Raw genomic sequence first — 24,128 nt, forward strand, 5'->3', positions numbered from 1 at the left:
ACCACTAATTAGCTAACTTAAAAACGAAGGTGAGCAAAGGCTTTGTTAGCCTCAGCCATCTTATATTTTTCTTCACACATCTTGAACGCACCGCCACGTTTATTATACGCATCCAATATCTCAGAATGCAAGCAATCAGCAGAAGTTTTTCCACTTTTTTTACGAGCAGCAGCAGCCGCTCTAGAAATCCATCTTAATGCTAAAGAAATTGCCCTGCCTTTTCGTACTTCCACAGGAACTTGATAAGTTGCACCGCCAATACGACGAGAACGCACCTCTATAGAAGGTGTAACATTCTCCACAGCCGTTTCAAAAACCGACAACGCGCCCTCACCTGCCTTCTTTTCAGCTAAAGACAAAGCTTCATAAATAATTTTTTCTGCGATAGCTTTCTTGCCACATTTCATAACTGTATTAATGAAACGCATGAGCAAAACACTACCATAACGCGAATCAGGATTGATCGTTCTTTTTCTTGCTTTATTCCGACGAGCCATAAATTTTTAACCAGATTTTTTTACACCATATTTTGAACGAGATTTTTTTCTATTTTGTACACCACGCAGATCAAGTGCACCTCTTATTATATGATAACGCACACCTGGTAAATCTTTTACCCTTCCACCACGTATTAAAACAACCGAGTGCTCCTGCAGATTATGACCTTCACCAGGTATATATGCAGTTACTTCACCATACCCACTAATCCTGACCCTAGCAACCTTACGAAGCGCCGAGTTAGGCTTTTTAGGAGTTGTAGTATATACTTTAGTACAAACACCCCTTCTTTGAGGATTAGTTTTTCCCAAAGCTGGTACCTTTTTCTTATGGGTCAATTTTACTCTACCCTTACGTACCAATTGATTTATTGTAGGCATATTTATAAATATAAATTCATTAAAACCACTAAGTCTTTAGTTATAAAATAATAAACCCCAATAGTCAATATAAAAATACATTTCAAAAACATAATTTAATAATTCAACTTTGGCTGCTATAAGCTATCTACTGTTAGCGTGATACACAAATCATAACATGTCACTTTACACATAGTCAAAACTAGTATAGAATAATAATAGCATATTGTTGAGGGTTATTATGACATATACGGATTTTGAGGTTGTTGATATCAATCACAATGACAATATAGTTTCCACCACATATCAAGAAATAAAGGAAGATCATACCATCTCTCCTTCTTCTGCAGCAACAACACAGCAAAAGGAAGAATCTGAAGATGCGCATGTAATTGAAAATAGAGAAAATCATGCTATCTCTCCTCCTTCTGTAGCAACAACACAGCAATCGGATCAAGAGAAAGGACACGATCTTGAAGGGTCTGAAGAAGAACTTGAAGATAAAAAACCTGATTTTGAGCCCTTTGAGGATGCACTTGCAATTGAAAATAGAATTGAAAGAGAAAATAAGATTAAACAACTTATCCAAGGTAGTCTGGATGTAAATGCTACAAAAGATGGTAAAACTATCTTAGATGTCGCTATCGAGAAAAAATGCTCATCAAAGCTTATAGAATTGCTTATACAAAAGGGAAGTAAAATCAATACAATTGACCCTAACGGTTGCACTATTTTATATAGAGCAGTTCGTAGTAAAAATATTAAAGTACTTAAAGTACTACTTGATGCTAATGATCAAATATATAACAATTCTAGACTAAACGCTGTTGCAAATTTGCGACCATTTCGATCTGCATTTACTCGTCAGATTGAAATAAATGCTAAAGATAGTAATGGTTTTACTGTTTTGGATTATGCAAAACAAAAGAGTGAGATGTACAAGCTGCTGCAAGAACGTGGTGCAAAGCACAGTGAAAGATTTCTGCACTCAAGGAACATTAATGAGGAAGAGGAAATAGATTTAAACAGGCTCACTTCTGACAATGATTACTGTTTTGATATGCTGACTAAAGCATTAGAGATTCAGAACAAAAATAACAGAGCAAGAGCAGTAGATTGGTTGATCAAAAGTGGTGCCAATATAAATGTTGTTAAAAATGATAAAACTCTATTAGTTGCCGCAGCCGAAGAAGGTAATGTTGAAAATGCTGTATTACTTATTAAAAAAGGTGTAAACGAAGGAATAAATGTTCAAGACAATAGCAGAAGAACACTTTTACTAAATGCAATCTTGCAAGCAAAGCTATGCTATGTAAAAGACCTTATAGACGGTGGCATTGATGTTAAAATTGCTGATGATGAAAAAAATACTGCAATGCATTATGCTTTTTCTTCCAATAAAGTAGGCCTTTTGGCACTTCTGCAGGAAAGCGGCTTAGATCTCTACGCTCAAAACAATAATGGATTAACACCTTTTGAATGTGCTCTTCAAGGAAGTATTGCTGCTAACGATGTTGATTATTTATTTAAGATGTACATAATAAGGGGTGATAATAGTAAAAATGCACAATTAGTAAAAAATTTAAAACTACCTTCTGGAGAAACATTATTAGAATACTTTATCAACGAAAAATTGTTTGATAGTGCTAAATCTTGCATAGATTTAGGTGCAAATGTTAATCAACCTCTGAGTGATGGGTCATCTTTACTGACTAAAGCTCTCCAAAATAACAATATAGAAGGCGTTTCTTTCTTAAGAAAAAATGGAGCAAGAGTTGAATATAATGGTAGAAAGAAAAATACTAGTTTATATCTTAAAGTAGCACTTGGCTGTGTGGTGGCATTTTCACTTGGTATGGGAATAGCTGCTACTATAATATTATCACAGATGTCATGTATAGCACTGGCAATTACAGCGATAGCTGCTGTAGTAACCGTAATTGCACTTATATCTTTAGTAATAGTATACAGAAAGATTAAATCAGAAAGATGCGTATCTGCAAATAATCTTAGACCAAGTACTAATATGGTAGAAGCGGCTTATAATCTATTCAGTGAACTCAGCTCTATACCGGAAAGAATGGCAGAAGCAGGTGCTCTATACCTTGAGGCAAAAGAAAACGTTAACGAAATAGTTAAAAGAACTAAGCATAAAAGTGTATTCATTGAAGCAAGATGTCAAATTGCACAGCAAAGTCTTGTTAGAAGATTCGATAACTTAGAATTCTATAATAATAATGGAAATCTTAGTGTTTTGGAGTACATGTCTTCTGCAATCAAAGATTGTTTAAAGATCTACTCAAATCTTCCTTTATCTAATTCACGTTTGATATCGCTTTTTTTGCATGGCGTACCATTAGAACTTTTTAATGCTTTTCGCCTTGCAATAACCGATCCAACCCTTGTAAGTACAGTTTTTACTGCAATTAGAGAAAGAAGATGGCCTGAAGATACACAATGGAGTGAGATATTGAGAACTACAGTACCTAATTTGATAAGAAATCAAGATCTTATGCAAAATGTTATTGTGCCAGCTCTAGCTGATGCCTTAAAGAATCTATCAGAGTCAGAAGAAGAGAGGAAATTTATAGTTTATGTTTTAGTCCTCGTGAAAGAGGCAATTGATGAGGTTTATACACCTTCAGCGCGAGAATCAATATCTAGAATCTTGGGTGCAGAACTTACAAATAACATTAACAATGTAGCAGCAGCTATAAATGATTTATTAAACTGCTATAGTGAAGAAGAAATTGAGCGTGCTAAGATTTCAAACGAGCTAGACTACTTAATAGGTAAGCTTAATAGTGAGCAGACAGTAAGGCTTACTACATACTTAAGAGAAAGAGCAGGTTTAATCACAGGGTTTCAAGAGCAAATTGTATATGGAGATGAACAATCCATACGTAAATTAATAGATTACTGCATTGATCCAAAGTCCGATGACGAGTTAGCTGCAAAAGCGTTACTAAGCAATACATTGACATATATTAAAAATGGTTGCCCTGATATTACAGGTAGCAGGCTATTTAATACTGATATTGCCCAGCATAATGGCCCAGTTATTGTCGGTGTCTAAAATATGCTTGATCTTTAACTATTTTATGAATGGCTTAAGAAGTTAAGAACTTGTAATTTCTCATTGACCATCTGCTTAACTGAATGTTAATATTATAATTGCTTTTATCCAAAATTATAGAAAATGCAAGATAACGTAATACCAATCTCAATAGTAAAAGAGCTGGAAGATTCCTATCTTTCTTATGCAATGAGCGTAATCATCAGTCGTGCTATACCTGATGTGCGAGATGGGTTCAAGCCTGTCCATAGGCGCATATTATATGCGATGTCAAGGGCTGGATATGATGCAGGTAAACCGTATAAAAAAGCAGCTCGTATAGTTGGGGACGTAATGGGGAAATATCATCCACATGGTGATGCAGCGATTTACGACTCATTGGTCAGGATGGCACAAGATTTTTCCCTTCTTTTACCTCTTATTGATGGACAAGGTAACTTTGGTTCGATCGATGGTGATCCTCCAGCTTCAATGAGGTACACAGAAGCAAGATTGCAGAGAGTATCACACTTTTTATTAAACGATATTGATGAGGATACGGTTGATTTCAGACCAAATTACGATGGACATGAGTCTGAGCCTGCTGTACTTCCTGCAGAATTTCCAAATTTGCTTGTTAATGGTGCAAGCGGTGTTGCAGTTGGTATGGCAACTAATATTCCTTCTCACAACCTTGGGGAGATAATTGATGCTTGTATGTTATATATAGATAATCCTGAAGTTACCTTAGATGAATTACTTGAAGTAATTCCAGGGCCAGATTTTCCAACTGGTGGAGTAATTCTTGGTAAGTCTGGAATAAGATCAGCATTTACCACAGGCCGAGGATCTATCGTTATACAAGGTAAAACACACATAGAGGATTTGCCGCAAGATAGACAAGCAATAGTGATTGATGAAATACCTTATCAGGTAAACAAGGTAAAATTGATCGAGAAAATCGGTAAGCTTGTAAAAGATAAGAGAATTGACGGTATTACAGAAATTAGAGATGAATCTGATAAGTCTGGTATCAGAGTAGTGATTGATATTCGGAAAAATGCTCCAGCAGATTTTATATTGAACCAAATATTGGGGCTCACCCCTTTAAAGAGCAGTTTCAGTGTTAACACTTTAGTACTCAACAACAACAGACCTGCTTTGATGTCATTGCAAGAAATCATAGCTGCATTTATTGATTTCAGAAAAGAAGTATTGATTAGAAGAACAGAATTCCGCCTAAGAAAAACAAGAGAAAAAGCTCACGTATATATAGGGCTTTACATTGCAGTGCTTAGCATAGATGAAGTAATCAAAATCGTTCGTGGTGCAAAAGATCCAGCAGAAGCAAGCAGAGGGCTTTTAAATAAAGAGTGGAAAACTTCAGATGAGATAAATACTATCATTGAACTCATTTCAGACACTACAAGCTTCTTAAAAGATGGGGTGTACAGGCTAACAGAGCTACAAACAAAAGCAATCCTTGATATGAAATTACAACGCTTGACCGGTCTTGAAAAAGATAAATTAGAAGCTGAGTTAAAATCGATGATCGATTTGATCAAGGAGTATATAGCTTTCCTTGGCTCAAAAGAAAAATTAATGAAAGAGATAAAAAACAATTTACAAGAAATAAAGAACAGATTTGCCGTGCCGCGAAAAACAGCAATAGAAGAGTCAGATACGGATATTGAAGCTGAAGACCTAATTCCTCAAGAGGACATGGTAATAACTGTAACTATGAATGGTTATATCAAGCGTGTGAAACTTTCGCACTACAGAACTCAGCGTCGTGGTGGAAAAGGTAAGCTAGGTCAAGGGCTAAAGGAAGAGGATGTTATTACAAAATTATTTGTTGGCAATACTCATACCAGTCTTTTATTCTTTTCCAACATTGGCCGAGTTTATAGATTAAAAGTTTATAAATTACCGCTTGCAGAGCCAACTGCGCGTGGAAGAGCATTGGTTAATATCTTCCCTCTTATTGAAGGTGAAACTATAACTAACATTATGCCATTGCCAAGCGAAAACGATGACAGTCAAAACATAGTTTTTTCTACTGCCCATGGAAACGTAAGGCGTAATTCTTTAGCTGACTTTCATTATATTCCAAGCAATGGAAAAATAGCCATTAAGCTTGACGAAGGAGATAAGTTAATATCGGTCAAAGTGTGTAGTGAAATAGATCATATTTTACTTGCAACAAGATTTGGTAAAAGTATCAGATTTATTGTAAGTGATGTACGTCAATTCAAGAGTCGCAATTCAGATGGTGTAAGAGGCATTAAACTGGCGAATGATGATAGTGTAATATCTATGACCATACTAAATGGTATCGGTGTAGAGACAGAAGTGAAGAATCGTTATCTTGAAGTAAAACTTCCAACGAGATTAGAAACAGCAAGCAGTAAAATTGTAGACGTAAAACTAGAAAAAGTTTTAGATTCTCTGCAAATGGATAATAATTTATTCCTGAAATTAGCAGTGAATGAGGAATTTATATTAACTATTACGGAAAATGGTTTTGGTAAAAGAACTTCCGCATATGAGTATAGAATAACCAACAGAGGTGGTGTTGGTATTACTAATATTTTAACTACTAATAGAAATGGCAATGTGATTGCTAGCTTTCCGGTTGAAAAAGGCGACAACATCATGCTCATTACAGATAAAGGAAAATTAATTCGAATTTCGGTTAATGACATACGCATTGCAGGGCGTAGTACTCAAGGGGTAACTTTATTTAAAACAGAAAAAAATGAAAAAGTAGTGTCGGTTGCAAAAATCGAAGATCCTGACTCTACTGAAGAAGGCACTCCTGATGAATTAAGCTAAAGAGAGTGTGTTTCCAACAAGCTTTACGTTTGAATTATTTTTAACAACATGTTATAATAAATAAATAATTTATTAGTGAGATGATTATATGACAAAAGAATTTGATGAACTAAGGAAAGCTATTTTTTTTAGAAATGCAAAAGCTGCTCATGATATTTTGGACTCTCACAGGAAACAAGATGCTCTTAGAAAGCTTTTTAATGATTCAAAGATGTTTAATTTGGCTTCAGGAAAGGGCAATAATGCTGTAATAAAAGAGATGCAAAAGGAGCAGGCAATAGTAATAGCATGTGGGGTTGGAGCTACCTCCATAGTATTAGATGCTCTAATACTGTCTATTTCTGTTATCCTGAATGGGGTGGCAAATAGTACAAAAGAAGAAACTCTTAAACTAAGTGAAATGTTTGACTTTCCTGCTCCAGTTTTATATACGGTAGGAGCTATATTAGTCCTGGGAGCAGTAATAGCTGGTGTATACAATAGCAGGGAAATGAAAACTCCTAATACTGTAGTGGGTGAAAATAAAATTTCCGTGCCCTTGCAAGCAGGAGTGAATGAACTGTCAAGCAAATAAATGGTATCCATTCAGGTGTATGGCTTAAGAAGCCATACACCTGAATGGATACAGTAGCAGATATATTTTCAATCTCTTCGTTAAATTCTTCCAACTGCCTTCCAGTATTTTTTAAACTCCTTTTCATAATTTATTTAAATTTAGCTACCATTATGATTACAATGGCATAAAAGAAATGTCAAAGAAAATTTTTGTGTGGCTAAAAAAATAAACTTACGCACTGGAATCACACCTACTGGACCTTTAAAATCATACATTTGTCTATTTCACATACGGATTTTTATTTTTTTTCAAAAGTAGTCTGACAGGCACACCTTCGGCAAAGAAATTTTTTCTAAGGTCATTAATTAAGTAACGTTTATAGCTTTCATCAACATTTTCTGGTACATTGCATACCAAAGAAAAAGCCGGTGGTTTAGCACCAATTTGAGCGATGTATTTCATTTTCACAGCTCTGCCTTTTACAAGTGGGTGAGGGTGATGGTCTGTAGCATTACTGAGCCAATTATTCAACTTTGCAGTGTTGATTTTCCTGTTCAGTGATTCATTTATTTCAAGACACTTACCTATCACATCATCGCAGCGCATGCCTTGCAATGCAGAAATTGTTATAGTTGGCACTTCCAAAAATAATCTCGTTATTTCCTGCTGTTTTACGAATTTGATTAGCTTGCTTCTGTCATCTTTATTTATTAAATCCCATTTGTTTAAAACAACAATAATTCCCTTTCCTCCTTTGATTGCAGCTTCAGCGATTGATAAATCCTGCTGCTCAATGCCAAGCAGAGAATCCAACATCAACACTACGACGTGGGAACGCTTTATTGATTCCATACTCTTTTCAACAAATTGTGATTCTAAATCATTGGTAATGTTTGCTTTTTTTCTAATTCCTGCGGTATCAATTAGAGTAATTAATTTTCCGTTGTGAGTATATGAGATATCTACAGAATCGCGTGTGGTGCCGGGCTCTGAGCTTGCTATGAGTCTATTTTCTGCAAGCAAGCTATTTAAAAAAGTTGATTTTCCAACATTTGGACGACCGATTATAGCAACACGTAATTTGCCAGATTCATTACTTATTTGTTCAGCATATTCGTTAAAATTTTTATCAATACTAGCTAGTGCATCATAAAGATCAATCATGCCAAGATTGTGCTCAGCGGAGATATACACTGGACCTATGAAATTGAAAAATTTTAAATAATCAACATCCTCAGATCTATGACTTTCGCATTTATTTGCTATTAATATTACAGGTTTATTTGTTTTTTTCTTTAGCCATTTTGCAAATTCTTTATTCTGTTCATTTTGCACTTTTGCATCAACAAGGAAGAAAATCACATCAGCATTAAGTAGGGAAAATTCTATCTGCTCAATAACTTGTAGTGAAAAATTGGTCTGATCATTCCATCCTCCTGTATCTATAACTTTAAATTCCAAATCGCTTATTCTTCCCATTCCTTCTCGCCTATCCCTTGTTACTCCTGGAATGTTACTTACCACTGCCGCTTTTCTTCCCACAAGTCTGTTGAATAGTGTTGATTTACCAGCGTTTGGTAAGCCAACAATGGCGATTTTGAGCATAATTTGAGGGTATATTGTACAAATCAAATTATAGTCGAAATTTTTGAATTTAACTATTGACTTTGTAAACCACATCAATATTCTAAACCTAAGATAAAATATTCTAAATTTAGAATATTCTACCTTAAATTTTATTATGTACAATGAGAGGGGTAGTTATGCTGGCACAAGAGCAAGTAACAAATATAAGTCCAAAAAAATTAGAAGAACAAAAACCGCAAAAGCGTTCATACGAGAACATAGAACGTCCGGAGGAGACGAGTCACTTTACATTGAGCATGGTTCAATATAAGCAGATTGAGAGAGAAAAGCGGAAAAAGATATTAGATAAAATAACGGAAATAGAAAAAAAGTATAAGGTGCTTTCTGACGCTCAGACTGTAGGAAAAATGCTGGATGAGTTGTTAGAAGCTGTGAGCCTTGCGCATAAGGACAAAATCATGTTTAGCATGCCGTATGGATTGGTGCATGGCATGCTATCTGATGAGGGGAAAAAACGAGCAGTAAAAGAAATATCATTGATAGAAAAACTAATAAAGAATGTAGATTTAATAAAAAAACAAAATTTAAATCTTGAAAAAGATAAAAGCGATAAGTTGGAGCTTCTTTGCTCTGAAGTAACTAACCTAATTTCAACAGGCACGTATGTTAGTAAAGAGGTCTTAGATTCATGTGGTAACAACATACCAATAGATCAGTCTGTAAAGGGAAAACGTGACAGCTATTTATTGGGTCTAGAAAAAGCTGTGCAGAACAGTATTGAAAATGACAAAAAAGAAGGAATTGTAGTAGAAAGAGATAATGCATTTTATTGTGTGAAATGCCCAGAGGACAGTATTGTAACTCCTGCAAAATTTATGAATTCTCCAGAATTTAAGGATTTAGAGTATGGTGCACTACGTATAGGCGAAGGAGATAATGTAATTCGGTTGCGTAATGGGCAGTACCATGACATGAAAGGTAGGGTACTGATGACTTTTAAAGTGGGTGATGAAAAGCTTGAGATGGCTTTATTCTCTAAAAAAGCTCATGAGCCTGAAAATAATGCGTTAAATTTTGGTACAATAATGGTTAGCATGGACGATAAGAATTGTGAAATTTTCCTAAAGCATTATGAAGCTTTAAAGGACCAACCGCGTATAGAAAGAATTATTGGTCGAGCTAAAAGTTTTGTTGATGAAAAAAGTGGAAAACAAAGTGAACCATTTAGCGTTCTAGAAGAAGTTAGGGCATACAAATGCACTCATTGTGGTCACACTCAAGGTCTTTAAGCTTTGTTGTAAACATACACTACTACATATGGCAGTAGTGTATGTATATCTATCGTATCCATTCAGCCGGGCGGTAAAATAAAGAGTAGACAAGGAATGCTAAAAAGGTAAACTAGAGTGGCTGTGAGGTAATATGGTTGATCTTTTAGAATTTTGCGAAAGTTTAAGCAGACTATAGAAAAGTTAGAAACAAAAATAGAAGAGCTTAAAGCAGAAAGGATCGAAAACGCTGAGTTAAAAGAAAGGCTTGGCTTAAGTTCAAAAAATTCATCTATACCAAGCTCCAAAGAATTATATAAGATGAGGGAAAATAAGCCAAAAAGTGACAGGAAAGTAGGAGCACAGGTTGGACATAAAGGCAGTTACCGCCCTAAAATGGAGGCAGATGAGATGGTAAAAATAGAACTGCCCAATACGTGTGAGTGCGGAGGAGAAATTGCGGTATCAAAAGATCCGTATACTCATCAAAAGGTCGATTTGCCGGAAATCAAGCCGTATGTAGTTGAATATTAACTAGAGCATGGACGTTGCAAAAGATGTGGAAAAAGAAAAAGTAGCAAGCTACAAGAAGGAGTAACTGCGGACACATTTGGTCCAAGAGTTAAGTCAGTAATTACAGCATTAAGTGGATTTTACAAGAATTCGAAAAAAGAAGTGGCAAATATTATAAAGGACATTTTCAACCTGGATATCAGCGTCGGTAGTGTATCAAATAGCGAGGCTAGAGTGGCAGAAAAATGCCAAGAAGCATATGAGCAAATTGAGGAAGAGGTAAGCAAGAGCAAAATTTTACATATCGATGAAACTAGCCATTACAACAAAGGTAAACAGGGCTGGTGCTGGATGTTTGCGAGCAAAATAGGAAGTGTGATCAAATTGACAGAGTCAAGAGGGATGAAAGTCCTGGAAAATAGTAAATTTGGAAAGAATAACAACCTAGTAGTGACCGACAGATATGCAGCTTACAACTACTTTTCCAGCAAGAAAAGGCAGGTCTGTTGGGCACATTTAGCAAGAGATTTTGAAAGGTTGTCTCATAGTTGGAATAGCGAAGTGAAAGTTTTGGGGTATTATTTAAGGAATGTTGCTACTGAATTATTTGCATTGAAAAAAGCTCTGTTAAAGGATGAAATAGACACATTAAGGTTCATAAGAAGAGCAAGAAAATTACGCAAGCGAACGAGATATTACTTAAAGAATATATCAAATTTACCCGAGGCAATTGGAGCGTCTCGAGTAGCAAAAAATATCATGAAATCGGATCTGATGATGTGGAAATTTTTGGACGATCCAGAAAATATTCCACTGACAAACAACTATGCTGAGCGACAGATTCGGCATTACGTTGTTTACCGAAAAGTTTCATATTTTACACAATCGAAACGGGGAAATATGTTTCTTGAGAGGATAATTTCATTGTACTTGACTTGGAGGCAAAAGAAGTTAAATCCTTTTCAAAACCTACTGGCTATTGCTTCTTAAGCCATACACCTGAATGGATACTTGTGTATAAGCCATTGTGAAGATAATTACTGTATATTTCTTACCTGTTCTATAACTTGATTAACATGCCCACTCACTTTCACGTTCTTCCAGATTTCTGATATTTTGCCTTTTTTATCTATGAGAAATGTGGTGCGCTCTATGCCCATATACTTCTTACCAAACATGCTTTTTTCTGCCCAAACGCCATATTTTTCTAACATTTCGGCATTTTCGTCTGAAACTAAATAAAATGGCAGATCATATTTTGCTTTGAAATTTGCATGACACTTAACACTATCCTTTGACACACCAATTATTACAGTATCAAGGGAAGAAAAATTATCTATATTATCTTTAAAATCCTTTGCTTCCATAGTACAACCTGGAGTGTCATCTTTAGGGTAAAAATAAATAACTACATTTTTTTTATCTAAAAACTCACGTAATGATAAATTGCTACCAGAATCTGTTGGCAGATTAAAATCAGGTGCGTTGTCTCCAATTACTAATTCCATATCTTGCTCCGTTAATTATTCTTTACATTAGAATAACAAATTTGCTGATTTCTGATAGCATTTTTCACAATAATAAAACAGCTAAGTTTTTTAAAAGAACATACTGTTTACAGCAGTTGTTAAAGTGTGAGGTTTTTAATGTTCGTACAGCTATAAGTGTATATAATAGACAAATACATCAAATGATAGTACGATCAATTATGGCAAATTAAAAAATCATGAATGACATTCAAAAAGCAATACTATCAAGTTTAATCTGCAACATGATCGTGTGGTATGAAATAACTCTTTTTGGAGTTTTAACTCACATAATAAGTGACACTTTTTTTCCGTCAGATGATGGTTACTTAAGTACATTGAAATTTCTTGGTAGTTTTGCAATTGGATTTGTATTTAGGCCATTTGGTGCATTGATTTTTGGCTATATAGGGGATAAATATGGTAGAAGGAAAACTTTACTTACTTCTGTCTTAATAGTTTCGATATCATCTACTGCTATTGCCCTGATACCAGGCTACAAAGAGATCGGAATGCTTTCTCCTATATTGCTTTTGTTGTGTAGAATAGTTCAAGGAATGGCAATAGGAGGAGAAAGCAGTATTAATACAGCATTTTTAATAGAACACTCAAAAGATAAGAAAAATTTAGGATTTTTAGGTAGTATGAAACCTTTTAGTGGTGCTCTTGGGTCGATATCATGTTTTATTATGATAGCTATTTGCAAGAGTTTGATGGGTGAGAGTTATGAAATCTGGGGCTGGAGATTACTTTTTTATTTTTGTTTCGTTATGGGTATTATTGGTTTTTTAACTAGATATATAATGGAAGAAAGCTTGGCATATGATAAGAATAAACGCATAAAAAACTTATCTCACTCGCCATTTTTAGAGTTAATAAAGAATTACAAAAGAGCATTTATGATCGCAATTGGGCTTGGCATTGCTCAAAATGCAATAGTTTATTCAATGATCATGTTTTACAATATATCTGTAAAAGAGTTTACATTATCGGGTATTGATATCAAAAATCTAGTGAGGGTTATCAGTGAAATTACATTTGGATTATCTGCAGTGTTATTTGCGGTTTTATCAGACAAAATTGGTAGAAAAAATGTTACGGTTCCTATATTGATAATATTAGCTTGTGGTAGCTTACCAGTGCTGTCGTTGTTATCCTATGATAACCACTATATTGTTATATCTACCTATTTGTTGATGAGCATACCGGTAGCTGCATCTTTTGGTGTATACAGTTCTATTGCCTGTGAATTGTTTCCGACAAAGGTTAGGTGCACTGGTCTCAGCCTAGCGCACAACATATCTGCAGGAGTGTTTGGTGGCCTTTCTCCTTCTATATGCATGTTTCTTATCGAAAAAACTGAAACGAAGCTTGCAGCAGGTGTTTACCTTGCCGCCTGTGCATTGGTTAGCCTAATATCAATATTGCAAATTAAAACACAAGATAAAAAGATTGACTGGTAAATTTTTTTCTTCTAATAGTTACTTACCATAATAGTTATATTATGGTAAGTATAATTAATGGAAAATTTATAAGCATGAGAACATAATTTATTATGTAGTATAGGTTGGAGGGTAAAATGGCTGAGGCTACTAGAGTAAATGAAAAATTAACAACTGAACGAACTAACCAGAAAAGCATAGAATCAAACATACAATTGACAGTTGAGCAAGAAGAAATACGTAAGAAATTAAATAGCATTTTGGGCTATCTTAATTCTTGGTTTCAGACCACTTCACAGATTGAGCCGGACTTGCATCCATTTGAGATTGTCAAAGGTAAGAAATTATCTACGGTTGCCAGAGGTAGGAAGTTATGTGAATTTTTAAGTAAATATACGGTCGATGATATCAAAAAGTTTGAAAAATATGCTGATCGGCCGGGTGCATTCTCAGAAGTTGGTTTTAAGGAGCTTTTAAGTAAGCAAGGAGTGTCAAAAATTCCATATTTGCAGGAATGTCCACCTAAAGATCTCAATTATAAATATATTGACAACATATTTAAAAGAACTTCTGATACTGTGTATCTCCAGAAATTTTTAAGTGATAAAAATAGCGAGGATTTAAAATGTGTTCTTAACCAAAAAAGAGAAGATGGAAGCACAATATTGCATGATGTTGCAAATCATTATCCTGAAGTAGCAAGGATTTTATTAAGTGCAGGGGCGGATCCAAATATCCAAGATGATGAAGGAAAAACTCCATTACACTATGCTGCTGAATATAATTGTCCAGAAAGCATAACTGCTCTCTTAGATGCTGGTGCTAGTGTAGATGATATACGAGATAAGTCAGGAGATACTCCATTACACTGTGCAAGAGGTCGTGAAAGTATTAAGGTGCTTTTAGATGCAAATACTGATCCAAATAGCAAAAATAACGATGGGCAGACTCCATTACATGGTGTTGCTAGCACTGAGAGTGAAACAAGTGCACAGGTATTTCTTGAGAGTGGAAGAACTGATCCTAATGCTCAAGATAATCGAGGTAATACACTTTTACATTACATCGCTTGTGAGTCTAGGCATAGCAGCATAATAGAATTGCTATTACAACATGGAGCCAGTTATAAGCTCATAAATCAATATGGTGATACGCCATTACACCGTGCTAGTCAAAAAAATGATCAGCGCAATATAGAAGCCTTTATTAATGTTTTGGGCGAGAAATTAGATATTAATATTAAGAATAAGGATGGAGCTACACCCTTGTTGATAGCTTCTAAATTTGGATCATCTGCAATTGTAAAGCTTCTTCTCAGTAATAGAGCAAATATTCTCAATGAAGATGAAGGTGGTAATACTGCATTGCACTATGCTGCTCAGCATGAACATACTGATAACGAAGAAACAACTAGATACAGCAAACATGACCCAGAGTACGACAACGAAGTTGAAAATAATGAAAAGATTATAGATATCCTTGTGGGTAAAAGTATTGATTCATGCGGGAATAGAATGGCTTTGTTGCATAGCTAAAGTAAAAAGAACTGGGAGTTACGTATCCATTCAGCCGGGCGGTAAAATAAAGAGTAGACAAGGAATGCTAAAAAGGTAAACTAGAGTGGCTGTGAGGTAATATGGTTGATCTTTTAGAATTTTGCGAAAGTTTAAGCAGACTATAGAAAAGTTAGAAACAAAAATAGAAGAGCTTAAAGCAGAAAATAAAGCGCTAAGGATCGAAAACGCTGAGTTAAAAGAAAGGCTTGGCTTAAGTTCAAAAAATTCATCTATACCAAGCTCCAAAGAATTATATAAGATGAGGGAAAATAAGCCAAAAAGTGACAGGAAAGTAGGAGCACAGGTTGGACATAAAGGCAGTTACCGCCCTAAAATGGAGGCAGATGAGATGGTAAAAATAGAACTGCCCAATACGTGTGAGTGCGGAGGAGAAATTGCGGTATCAAAAGATCCGTATACTCATCAAAAGGTCGATTTGCCGGAAATCAAGCCGTATGTAGTTGAATATCAACTAGAGCATGGACGTTGCAAAAGATGTGGAAAAAGAAAAAGTAGCAAGCTACAAGAAGGAGTAACTGCGGACACATTTGGTCCAAGAGTTAAGTCAGTAATTACAGCATTAAGTGGATTTTACAAGAATTCGAAAAAAGAAGTGGCAAATATTATAAAGGACATTTTCAACCTGGATATCAGCGTCGGTAGTGTATCAAATAGCGAGGCTAGAGTGGCAGAAAAATGCCAAGAAGCATATGAGCAAATTGAGGAAGAGGTAAGCAAGAGCAAAATTTTACATATCGATGAAACTAGCCATTACAACAAAGGTAAACAGGGCTGGTGCTGGATGTTTGCGAGCAAAATAGGAAGTGTGATCAAATTGACAGAGTCAAGAGGGATGAAAGTCCTGGAAAATAGTAAATTTGGAAAGAATAACAACCTAGTAGTGACCGACAGATATGCAGCTTACAACTACTTTTCCAGCAAGAAAAGGCAGGTCTGTTGGGCACATTTAGCAAGAGATTTTGAAAGGTTGTCTCATAGTTGGAATAGCGAAGTGAAAGTTTTGGGGTATTATTTAAGGAATGTTGCTACTGAATTATTTGCATTGAAAAAAGCTCTGTTAAAGGATGAAATAGACACATTAAGGTTCATAAGAAGAGCAAGAAAATTACGCAAGCGAACGAGATATTACTTAAAGAATATATCAAATTTACCCGAGGCAATTGGAGCGTCTCGAGTAGCAAAAAATATCATGAAATCGGATCTGATGATGTGGAAATTTTTGGACGATCCAGAAAATATTCCACTGACAAACAACTATGCTGAGCGACAGATTCGGCATTACGTTGTTTACCGAAAAGTTTCATATTTTACACAATCGAAACGGGGAAATATGTTTCTTGAGAGGATAATTTCATTGTACTTGACTTGGAGGCAAAAGAAGTTAAATCCTTTTCAAAACCTACTGGCTATTGCTTCTTAAGCCATACACCTGAATGGATACTGACTTGGAGGCAAAAGAAGTTAAATCCTTTTCAAAACCTACTGGCTATTGCTTCTTAAGCCATACACCTGAATGGATACATCTGTAATTACTGCACCGCAAACATTACAGTAATGCTTAGTTAAAAAATTGATTTTTTCATGGCATTTACTACATAAATCATAACTTCGCTCGATAATGCATTCACAACTTATGCATACATTTGGAAAGATAACATCTATAGCCTTTTTGAGTAAACTCATAGCTAGCAAGATTTCTTAAGTATATAACTCAGAACTCCGCCATCCATGAAATATTTAACCTCAGTTGCAGTCTGTATACAACATTTAAGCTGAATTACGTTCTTTGAACCATCATCCCTCTTGATAATGCATTCTAAGCTTCCATTTGGCACTATCTCACCTTTTATATTTATTGTCCCACTTCCATTAAACAAGCTTCTAGTAGCCCCATCCTGAAACATAAGCGGAAGAACGCCCATACCAACTAGATTGGATCTGTGTATACGCTCAAAACTTTCAGCAATAATAGCTTTAACCCCAAGCAATAAAGTACCCTTTGCTGCCCAGTCTCTGCTTGATCCTGTACCATATTCTTTGCCTGCAACAACAACAAGAGGAGTATTGTTTTCCTTATAGCGCATTGCTGCATCGAAAATTGACATGATTTCCTGGGAAGGAATGTGCTTTGTATAGCCACCTTCTATACCCACCATTTCATTCCTTATTCTGATATTAGCAAAGGTTCCACGCATCATCACATTATGATTACCACGGCGAGATCCATATGAATTAAAATCCCGTGGTTCAATTTTTAGCTTTTTTAAATACAAACCTGCAGGACTGTTTGAAGCAATATTTCCAGCAGGAGAAATGTGATCAGTGGTTACACTATCACCAAATATTGCTAGTATATGCGCACCATCTATATCAACAGCACTATTTCTACTACTTGACAAGTTATCAAAGTAAGGAGGGTTTTGTATGTAAGTACTCTTTGCATTCCAACTATAGATTTTACTCTTTTTGCACTTTATCTTTTGCCAATGCTCATCACCAGAAAAGACGTCCTTGTATTTTTGTATGAACATTTCGCGTGTTACTACACTTTTGACGCAATCTTCGATTTCATTATTGGTCGGCCATATGTCTTTTAGATAAACATCATTTCCTTTTTTGTCCTTACATATTGGGTCCTTTGTTAGATCAATTCGCGCAGTACCAGCAAGTGCATACACAACAACCAACGGTGGAGATGCTAAATAATTAGCTTTAGCTAAAGGATGAATCCTGCCTTCAAAATTACGATTGCCGGATAAAACTGCAGCAACAGTTAAATTCTTATCCTTAATTTCATCTTCTATTTCCTCATTCAGAGGACCAGAGTTACCAATGCACGTAGTGCAGCCATACCCAACTAAATTAAACCCTAAAGCATTTAGATCTTTCTGTAATCCTGACTTTTCTAAGTATTCTGTTACAACTTTTGATCCTGGCGCAAGAGAAGTTTTAACCCAAGGTTTTGACTTTAAACCAAGTTTCATTGCATTACGCGCAACAAGTCCTGCAGCTATCATTACACTTGGATTTGAAGTGTTGGTGCAGCTTGTAATTGCCGTAATCACTGCGCTACCATCTTGGAGCTTATTACCTTCATCATTATTTGATTCGCTGACTGGAAATGAGGTTGAAAAAGATTCTGCAACTTGTGAAAGCAAAACCTTATCTTGCGGTCTTTTTGGACCAGCCATTACTGGCTCAACACTCGATAGATCAAGTTCTAATTTATCAAAAAATTCCAATTCATCGTTACCACGCCACAATCCCTGTTCTTTAGAATAAACTTCAACCAATTTGATTAGCTCTGCCGGCCTTCCAGTTAAATCCAAATAATCTAGTGTTTTCTGATCAATTGGAAAGAATCCACAAGTTGCACCATACTCAGGGGCCATGTTAGCAACAGTTGCCCTATCTGCTAAAGATAAATAATCCAATCCATCACCATAAAATTCTACAAATTTTCCCACTACACCTTTCGTTCTTAATATATTTGTGACTGTGAGCACTGAATCAGTTGCAGTTACTCCTTCCTGCAGTCTACCAGTTAACTTAAACCCTACCACTTCCGGAATTACCATGCTAATTGGCTGTCCAAGCATCACGGATTCTGCTTCTATGCCACCCACTCCCCAACCAAGAACTGATAAACCATTAATCATCGTAGTATGGCTGTCTGTACCAACTACAGTGTCAGGATATACCACCCCGTCCTTGTTACATACAACTTGTGCTAAATACTCAAGATTCACTTGATGGCAAATACCTGTGCCAGGTGGCACTACCCTAAAGCTTGTAAAGGACGATTCTCCCCATTTTAAAAACTGATATCTCTCCAAATTTCTTTTTACTTCCAGATCTACATTTTCCTCAAATGCAGAAGCGTTTCCATAACTATCAACTTGCACAGAATGGTCAATCACAAGATCAACCGGCACAGATGGATTGATGCTACTTGGATCACCGCCATTCTTTTTGACATAATCACGCATAGAAGCAAGATCAACAACAGCGGGAACTCCTGTAAAATCCTGCATTAATACTCTCGCTGGTTTATAACTAATTTCATGATTGGTGTGTTTCCTTACACAATTTGCTAATATTTTTATATCATCTAGCTTGACGTTTATTTCATCTTCATTGCGCAGCAAATTTTCAAGCAAAACCTTTAGCGAGCAGGGTAATTTAGTTACATCTATTCCTAAGAAATCACCAGCAGCACTAAGGCTAAAATAGTCATATGATTTTCCATTTATATTTAAAGTCGTCTTTGCGTTTAAAGAATTGCTCATCCTAAATTTGACTTAACTGAAAGTTTTGTATAAGCGGTAAAATACAACGAAATGATAAGCAAAGCAAATTCTAGTGTCAAGCTAGCAATTGCAATAAAGACCACTCAGTTATATAATTTTTAAGTAATTTGGAAAAGTGGCTGAGTGGTCTAAAGCACACGCTTGGAAGGCGTGCACACATTGAAAATGTGTCGGGGGTTCGAATCCCCCCTTTTCCGCCACATTTTTTCTAGATCTTTTCTATACTTTCATGGCGATTTTAGCATAACTCAAAACCATCTATACTAGCCCACTTTTTACCTAATACACATACGACATAAAGATTGACAAAAGTTAAAATATTAGATAAAATATTTATACTGGTAACAATATTTTTAATGGAGAAGTGAAATGAATACTGAGATAAATCCTAATGATGATATGGATAGATATTTCAATAGCTGTATTCTAGGTGATGTTTTCATAATACCTCACAGTTGTAACAAGTTGGATATAAAGGCATTAGCAAAATTTTTAAGTAAACACGGTACTAAACATAATATTAAAGAGCTCAACTTGCAGTCTTGCAAACTTGATGACGATGATATTAAAGAATTATTTTCAGTTCCAGCTGATAAACTTCCAAAGATTACTAAACTAATTTTACCTGGCAATAAGATTAGAGGTGAAGGTCTAAAAGTAATAGCTAATAAACTTCCAAATCTTACTAAATTAGATTTAGGAGGAAACGAAATCGGCGATGAAGATTTGGAAGAGGCACTAGATAATGGTAGCCTTTCAAAACTTACTGAACTGGATTTGAGTTTTAACAAAATTACAGCTAAAGGTGTAAAGCCAATAGCTAAACTTTCAAATCTTACTAAATTATATTTAAGTAGAAACGACATCAAAGATGAAGGTGTAGAGGCACTCAGTAGTCTTTCAAAACTTACTGAACTAGCTTTATTTAATACTGGAATTACAGCTAAAGGTGTAAAGCCAATAGCTAAACTTTTAAATCTTACTGTACTGAATTTGAGTTGGAACAGAATTGAAGATGAAGGTGCAGAGGCACTCAGTAGTCTTTCAAAACTTACTGAACTAGATTTATTTCAGACTGGAATTACAGCCAAAGGTGTAAAGCCAATAGCTAAACTTTCAAATCTTGTTAAACTGAATTTGGGAGATAATAAACTCGGAGATGAAGGTGCAGAGGCACTCAGTAGTCTTTCAAAACTTACTGAACTGGCTTTATTTAATACTGGAATTACAGCTAAAGGTGCAGAGGCGCTAGGTAATGGTAATCTTTCAAAACTTGTTAAACTAAGGTTAGGTGGAAACGAAATTGAAGCTAAGGGTATAGAAGCGTTAGCAGTGAAGCTCATAAATCTTATTTTACTGGACTTAGATCCGCTGTGTTCACGCCCGGACAATATTGTATTTAAGTACTTAGAAGCTCTAGCCCAGTTACAGTGCCTCAATCACATAGAAATTAGAGTTGATAGACATTATTCTAATTTTTTAAATGCCTTAGTAAAATCTTACAACGATGGTAAATTTGGTAAGTTAGATGAAAAGACTGTAAAAGGTTTAGTTTTTAAAATGGCTCAGGATAATAATAGTGAGCAGGATATCAAATGTATTCTACAAAACCCTGGTAAGTACCCTTTTTTAATTAATTCAAGAGACACAGGTGGACACTCACTATACCATTTCTATAATGATTCAGATGAAATGCAGAAGTTTCTATTCGAGCATGGTTTGGTGCCGATAAGAGAACTAGAGGTGGAAGAAGGTGCCCGATTGGAAAATTTTGTACGAGACACGCAGTCCATTCATAAAAAAGAAGTAGTTGAAGCAACAAACTTTTTTGTTGAAGAGCTAGCAAAATCCATGGAAGAAAGCGAAGACAGATCAAAGCAATTAACGGAAGACGAAAGGAGAAGCAGATTAGAGCATCTGACAAATGATTATATGGCGTCTGTACAGGCTCTACTCACACAAGATTCAAAGATATTAAAATTGCTCAGCATTTCCAAGATAGATAAAGAAGAGGTTATAGAAATGGTGCTGAAAGCCATTATGCGTAGTACTTATACTGAAGCAGAAGAAGAAAAACAAGAGATTTTTCGAAATGTACTCAGCATTATTGCAGATCACGATATTACTGAAGAAGAAAAGGAAAGCACAATAAAGAATGTGCTAAGCGCAATGATAAATAGGGGTGTCTCTGAAGAAGATAAAGAACGCGCGATAAAACATGCAATAGATATCTTTAGAAACGATGAGAGCTTTATTACTACCATTGTTAATAGAGCTAAAGAAGAGTTAGAAACGAGATATTTAAATGGCGTATATAAGCTTAAATGCACAGATGGTAAAAAAGTTAATATACCTGAGTCTATAAGTTATATTAATTCACATATCAATAAGTTATTTTCATCTATCTCAGCTAACGACAAGAGAGATTTACTTGTTACTCTTGTTGATCAGAATCTAGAACTTGCAAAAGAGAAATTACATGAGATGGTAAAACAGCAAGGTATAGATAAAGAAAGAATAAAGGAAATACCAAATGGGACAGAATTTTGTAAATTTTTAACTGATGATAGTCAACTAGATACACTATTTAAGAAAATTAGTGGCTGGGAATTAAAGGAAGTATGGAAGGAAAATAAAAAATTTATTCTCACAAAGCGAATATATATGGCAGCAACAGCGTATGATGGATTAAGAAGTAGTTGCGATCCAGTTTCTAATATTATCAACAGTGTAGAGGAGATTGATTCAAAGTTAGTGGATAAGTACTACGAAAAAGAAGAAAAAAGTATCATTACTGGAAATAATATTAGAGAATTTGTAAGGGACTTAGCTAAAAAATTAATTCAGTATGCTGAAAATAATCCAGAGTTAAAGTTAGCTTTATGGGATTTCGCGATAGCCATGGTAGACGTGGAAAAGCCAGAAGAGATTACGCTTGAATATCAAAAAATTTTAGCAGAGATTAATAAATTATGTAGTAAAGACAACATCAAGAAACACTTGTCTGAGTACAGTAGAGATATACCAAAGTTAAATGAATATGAGATTATCAGTATCCATTCAGCCGGGCGGTAAAATAAAGAGTAGACAAGGAATGCTAAAAAGGTAAACTAGAGTGGCTGTGAGGTAATATGGTTGATCTTTTAGAATTTTGCGAAAGTTTAAGCAGACTATAGAAAAGTTAGAAACAAAAATAGAAGAGCTTAAAGCAGAAAATAAAGCGCTAAGGATCGAAAACGCTGAGTTAAAAGAAAGGCTTGGCTTAAGTTCAAAAAATTCATCTATACCAAGCTCCAAAGAATTATATAAGATGAGGGAAAATAAGCCAAAAAGTGACAGGAAAGTAGGAGCACAGGTTGGACATAAAGGCAGTTACCGCCCTAAAATGGAGGCAGATGAGATGGTAAAAATAGAACTGCCCAATACGTGTGAGTGCGGAGGAGAAATTGCGGTATCAAAAGATCCGTATACTCATCAAAAGGTCGATTTGCCGGAAATCAAGCCGTATGTAGTTGAATATCAACTAGAGCATGGACGTTGCAAAAGATGTGGAAAAAGAAAAAGTAGCAAGCTACAAGAAGGAGTAACTGCGGACACATTTGGTCCAAGAGTTAAGTCAGTAATTGCAGCATTAAGTGGATTTTACAAGAATTCGAAAAAAGAAGTGGCAAATATTATAAAGGACATTTTCAACCTGGATATCAGCGTCGGTAGTGTATCAAATAGCGAGGCTAGAGTGGCAGAAAAATGCCAAGAAGCATATGAGCAAATTGAGGAAGAGGTAAGCAAGAGCAAAATTTTACATATCGATGAAACTAGCCATTACAACAAAGGTAAACAGGGCTGGTGCTGGATGTTTGCGAGCAAAATAGGAAGTGTGATCAAATTGACAGAGTCAAGAGGGATGAAAGTCCTGGAAAATAGTAAATTTGGAAAGAATAACAACCTAGTAGTGACCAACAGATATGCAGCTTACAACTACTTTTCCAGCAAGAAAAGGCAGGTCTGTTGGGCACATTTAGCAAGAGATTTTGAAAGGTTGTCTCATAGTTGGAATAGCGAAGTGAAAGTTTTGGGGTATTATTTAAGGAATGTTGCTACTGAATTATTTGCATTGAAAAAAGCTCTGTTAAAGGATGAAATAGACACATTAAGGTTCATAAGAAGAGCAAGAAAATTACGCAAGCGAACAAGATATTACTTAAAGAATATATCAAATTTACCCGAGGCAATTGGAGCGTCTCGAGTAGCAAAAAATATCATGAAATCGGATCTGATGATGTGGAAATTTTTGGACGATCCAGAAAATATTCCACTGACAAACAACTATGCTGAGCGACAGATTCGGCATTACGTTGTTTACCGAAAAGTTTCATATTTTACACAATCGAAACGGGGAAATATGTTTCTTGAGAGGATAATTTCATTGTACTTGACTTGGAGGCAAAAGAAGTTAAATCCTTTTCAAAACCTACTGGCTATTGCTTCTTAAGCCATACACCTGAATGGATACTAATTTCATTGTACTTGACTTGGAGGCAAAAGAAGTTAAATCCTTTTCAAAACCTACTGGCTATTGCTTCTTAAGCCATACCCCTGAAT

At 35.5% G+C, this 24,128-nt stretch carries 15 protein-coding genes, 1 tRNA gene and 3 pseudogenes; 13 read left to right on the top strand and 6 right to left on the bottom strand.

What is annotated here, in order from left to right; all coding sequences use genetic code 11:
• Positions 1-17: 17 nt before the first annotated feature.
• Entirely contained in the window at positions 18-497 is a 480-nt protein-coding gene (gene rpsG, locus HF197_RS03555; RefSeq protein WP_168464299.1) for a 30S ribosomal protein S7, read from the bottom strand.
• Between the two features lie 6 nt (positions 498-503).
• Complete coding sequence (rpsL, locus tag HF197_RS03560; RefSeq protein WP_168464300.1) at positions 504-878, bottom strand: 30S ribosomal protein S12; 375 nt, start codon at positions 876-878, stop codon at positions 504-506.
• A gap of 220 nt (positions 879-1,098) precedes the next feature.
• Between rpsL and HF197_RS03565 the strand changes: the two genes are divergently transcribed.
• The 3 genes from HF197_RS03565 (at position 1,099) to HF197_RS03575 (ending at position 7,321) form a co-directional block, all read left to right on the top strand.
• Positions 1,099-3,933: an ankyrin repeat domain-containing protein gene (locus tag HF197_RS03565; RefSeq protein WP_168464301.1), complete on the top strand. Its 2,835-nt coding sequence runs from the start codon at positions 1,099-1,101 to the stop codon at positions 3,931-3,933.
• Positions 3,934-4,056: 123 nt separating this feature from the next.
• Entirely contained in the window at positions 4,057-6,747 is a 2,691-nt protein-coding gene (gene gyrA, locus HF197_RS03570; protein ID WP_168464302.1) for a DNA gyrase subunit A, read from the top strand.
• 88 nt (positions 6,748-6,835) lie between these two features.
• Complete coding sequence (locus HF197_RS03575) at positions 6,836-7,321, top strand: hypothetical protein (RefSeq protein WP_168464303.1); 486 nt, start codon at positions 6,836-6,838, stop codon at positions 7,319-7,321.
• A 261-nt stretch (positions 7,322-7,582) separates the two neighbouring features.
• Here the strand turns inward: HF197_RS03575 and der are convergent, their stop codons facing one another.
• Positions 7,583-8,908: a ribosome biogenesis GTPase Der gene (gene der, locus HF197_RS03580; RefSeq protein ID WP_168464885.1), complete on the bottom strand. Its 1,326-nt coding sequence runs from the start codon at positions 8,906-8,908 to the stop codon at positions 7,583-7,585.
• A 158-nt stretch (positions 8,909-9,066) separates the two neighbouring features.
• Here der and HF197_RS07460 point away from each other — a divergent pair, with 158 nt between their 5' ends.
• Positions 9,067-10,179 carry a hypothetical protein gene (locus HF197_RS07460; RefSeq protein ID WP_246168606.1) on the top strand — a complete coding sequence of 371 codons (1,113 nt, stop codon included), beginning with the start codon at positions 9,067-9,069 and terminating at the stop codon, positions 10,177-10,179.
• Positions 10,180-10,312: 133 nt separating this feature from the next.
• Positions 10,313-11,661 (top strand): annotated as a pseudogene (gene tnpC / locus HF197_RS03590) (IS66 family transposase).
• A 47-nt stretch (positions 11,662-11,708) separates the two neighbouring features.
• Here tnpC (HF197_RS03590) and bcp read toward each other — a convergent pair.
• The gene (bcp, locus tag HF197_RS03595) at positions 11,709-12,179 is read right to left on the bottom strand and encodes a thioredoxin-dependent thiol peroxidase (protein WP_168464304.1); all 471 of its coding nucleotides are present in this window, start codon (positions 12,177-12,179) and stop codon (positions 11,709-11,711) included.
• A gap of 218 nt (positions 12,180-12,397) precedes the next feature.
• Between bcp and HF197_RS03600 the strand changes: the two genes are divergently transcribed.
• The 4 genes and pseudogenes from HF197_RS03600 (at position 12,398) to HF197_RS07550 (ending at position 16,716) form a co-directional block, all read left to right on the top strand.
• Positions 12,398-13,660, top strand: a complete 1,263-nt coding sequence (locus tag HF197_RS03600; RefSeq protein ID WP_168464305.1) for an MFS transporter — start codon at positions 12,398-12,400, stop codon at positions 13,658-13,660.
• Positions 13,661-13,764: 104 nt separating this feature from the next.
• Complete coding sequence (locus tag HF197_RS03605; RefSeq protein WP_168464306.1) at positions 13,765-15,174, top strand: ankyrin repeat domain-containing protein; 1,410 nt, start codon at positions 13,765-13,767, stop codon at positions 15,172-15,174.
• A 101-nt stretch (positions 15,175-15,275) separates the two neighbouring features.
• A pseudogene (gene tnpC, locus HF197_RS03610) lies at positions 15,276-16,636 on the top strand (IS66 family transposase).
• Positions 16,582-16,716: a hypothetical protein gene (locus HF197_RS07550; protein WP_256359329.1), complete on the top strand. Its 135-nt coding sequence runs from the start codon at positions 16,582-16,584 to the stop codon at positions 16,714-16,716. Before tnpC (HF197_RS03610) ends, HF197_RS07550 begins: the two are co-directional and overlap by 55 nt.
• Here HF197_RS07550 and HF197_RS07465 read toward each other — a convergent pair.
• Positions 16,696-16,899 carry a double zinc ribbon domain-containing protein gene (locus tag HF197_RS07465; protein ID WP_246168417.1) on the bottom strand — a complete coding sequence of 68 codons (204 nt, stop codon included), beginning with the start codon at positions 16,897-16,899 and terminating at the stop codon, positions 16,696-16,698. The genes HF197_RS07550 and HF197_RS07465 overlap by 21 nt on opposite strands.
• Positions 16,900-16,901: 2 nt before the next feature.
• A complete protein-coding gene (gene acnA, locus HF197_RS03620; RefSeq protein ID WP_168464307.1) occupies positions 16,902-19,505 on the bottom strand; it encodes an aconitate hydratase AcnA in 2,604 nt (867 codons plus the stop codon).
• A gap of 130 nt (positions 19,506-19,635) precedes the next feature.
• Here acnA and HF197_RS03625 point away from each other — a divergent pair.
• The 4 genes and pseudogenes from HF197_RS03625 (at position 19,636) to HF197_RS03640 (ending at position 24,113) form a co-directional block, all read left to right on the top strand.
• Positions 19,636-19,726, top strand: a tRNA-Ser gene (locus HF197_RS03625).
• A 169-nt stretch (positions 19,727-19,895) separates the two neighbouring features.
• Positions 19,896-22,601, top strand: coding sequence for a leucine-rich repeat domain-containing protein (locus tag HF197_RS03630; protein WP_168464308.1), 2,706 nt, complete (start codon positions 19,896-19,898; stop codon positions 22,599-22,601).
• A gap of 56 nt (positions 22,602-22,657) precedes the next feature.
• Positions 22,658-24,018, top strand: a pseudogene (tnpC, locus tag HF197_RS03635) (IS66 family transposase).
• Entirely contained in the window at positions 23,964-24,113 is a 150-nt protein-coding gene (locus HF197_RS03640; RefSeq protein ID WP_168464309.1) for a hypothetical protein, read from the top strand. The pseudogene tnpC (HF197_RS03635) and the gene HF197_RS03640 overlap by 55 nt, the downstream one beginning before the upstream one ends.
• Positions 24,114-24,128 lie beyond the last annotated feature (15 nt).

Origin of the sequence: Wolbachia endosymbiont of Ctenocephalides felis wCfeT, from assembly GCF_012277295.1 — a bacterium.
Taxonomy (GTDB): domain Bacteria; phylum Pseudomonadota; class Alphaproteobacteria; order Rickettsiales; family Anaplasmataceae; genus Wolbachia.

Coding starts and splice junctions, on each gene's coding strand:
- bcp (WP_168464304.1), bottom strand. CDS start 12,179: ATGGAATTAGTAATTGGAGACAACGCACCTGATTTTAATCTGCCAACA.
- der (WP_168464885.1), bottom strand. CDS start 8,908: ATGCTCAAAATCGCCATTGTTGGCTTACCAAACGCTGGTAAATCAACA.
- HF197_RS03575 (WP_168464303.1), top strand. CDS start 6,836: ATGACAAAAGAATTTGATGAACTAAGGAAAGCTATTTTTTTTAGAAAT.
- HF197_RS07465 (WP_246168417.1), bottom strand. CDS start 16,899: ATGAGTTTACTCAAAAAGGCTATAGATGTTATCTTTCCAAATGTATGC.
- rpsG (WP_168464299.1), bottom strand. CDS start 497: ATGGCTCGTCGGAATAAAGCAAGAAAAAGAACGATCAATCCTGATTCG.
- HF197_RS03600 (WP_168464305.1), top strand. CDS start 12,398: ATGAATGACATTCAAAAAGCAATACTATCAAGTTTAATCTGCAACATG.
- rpsL (WP_168464300.1), bottom strand. CDS start 878: ATGCCTACAATAAATCAATTGGTACGTAAGGGTAGAGTAAAATTGACC.
- acnA (WP_168464307.1), bottom strand. CDS start 19,505: ATGAGCAATTCTTTAAACGCAAAGACGACTTTAAATATAAATGGAAAA.
- HF197_RS07460 (WP_246168606.1), top strand. CDS start 9,067: ATGCTGGCACAAGAGCAAGTAACAAATATAAGTCCAAAAAAATTAGAA.
- gyrA (WP_168464302.1), top strand. CDS start 4,057: ATGCAAGATAACGTAATACCAATCTCAATAGTAAAAGAGCTGGAAGAT.
- HF197_RS03630 (WP_168464308.1), top strand. CDS start 19,896: ATGAATACTGAGATAAATCCTAATGATGATATGGATAGATATTTCAAT.
- HF197_RS03565 (WP_168464301.1), top strand. CDS start 1,099: ATGACATATACGGATTTTGAGGTTGTTGATATCAATCACAATGACAAT.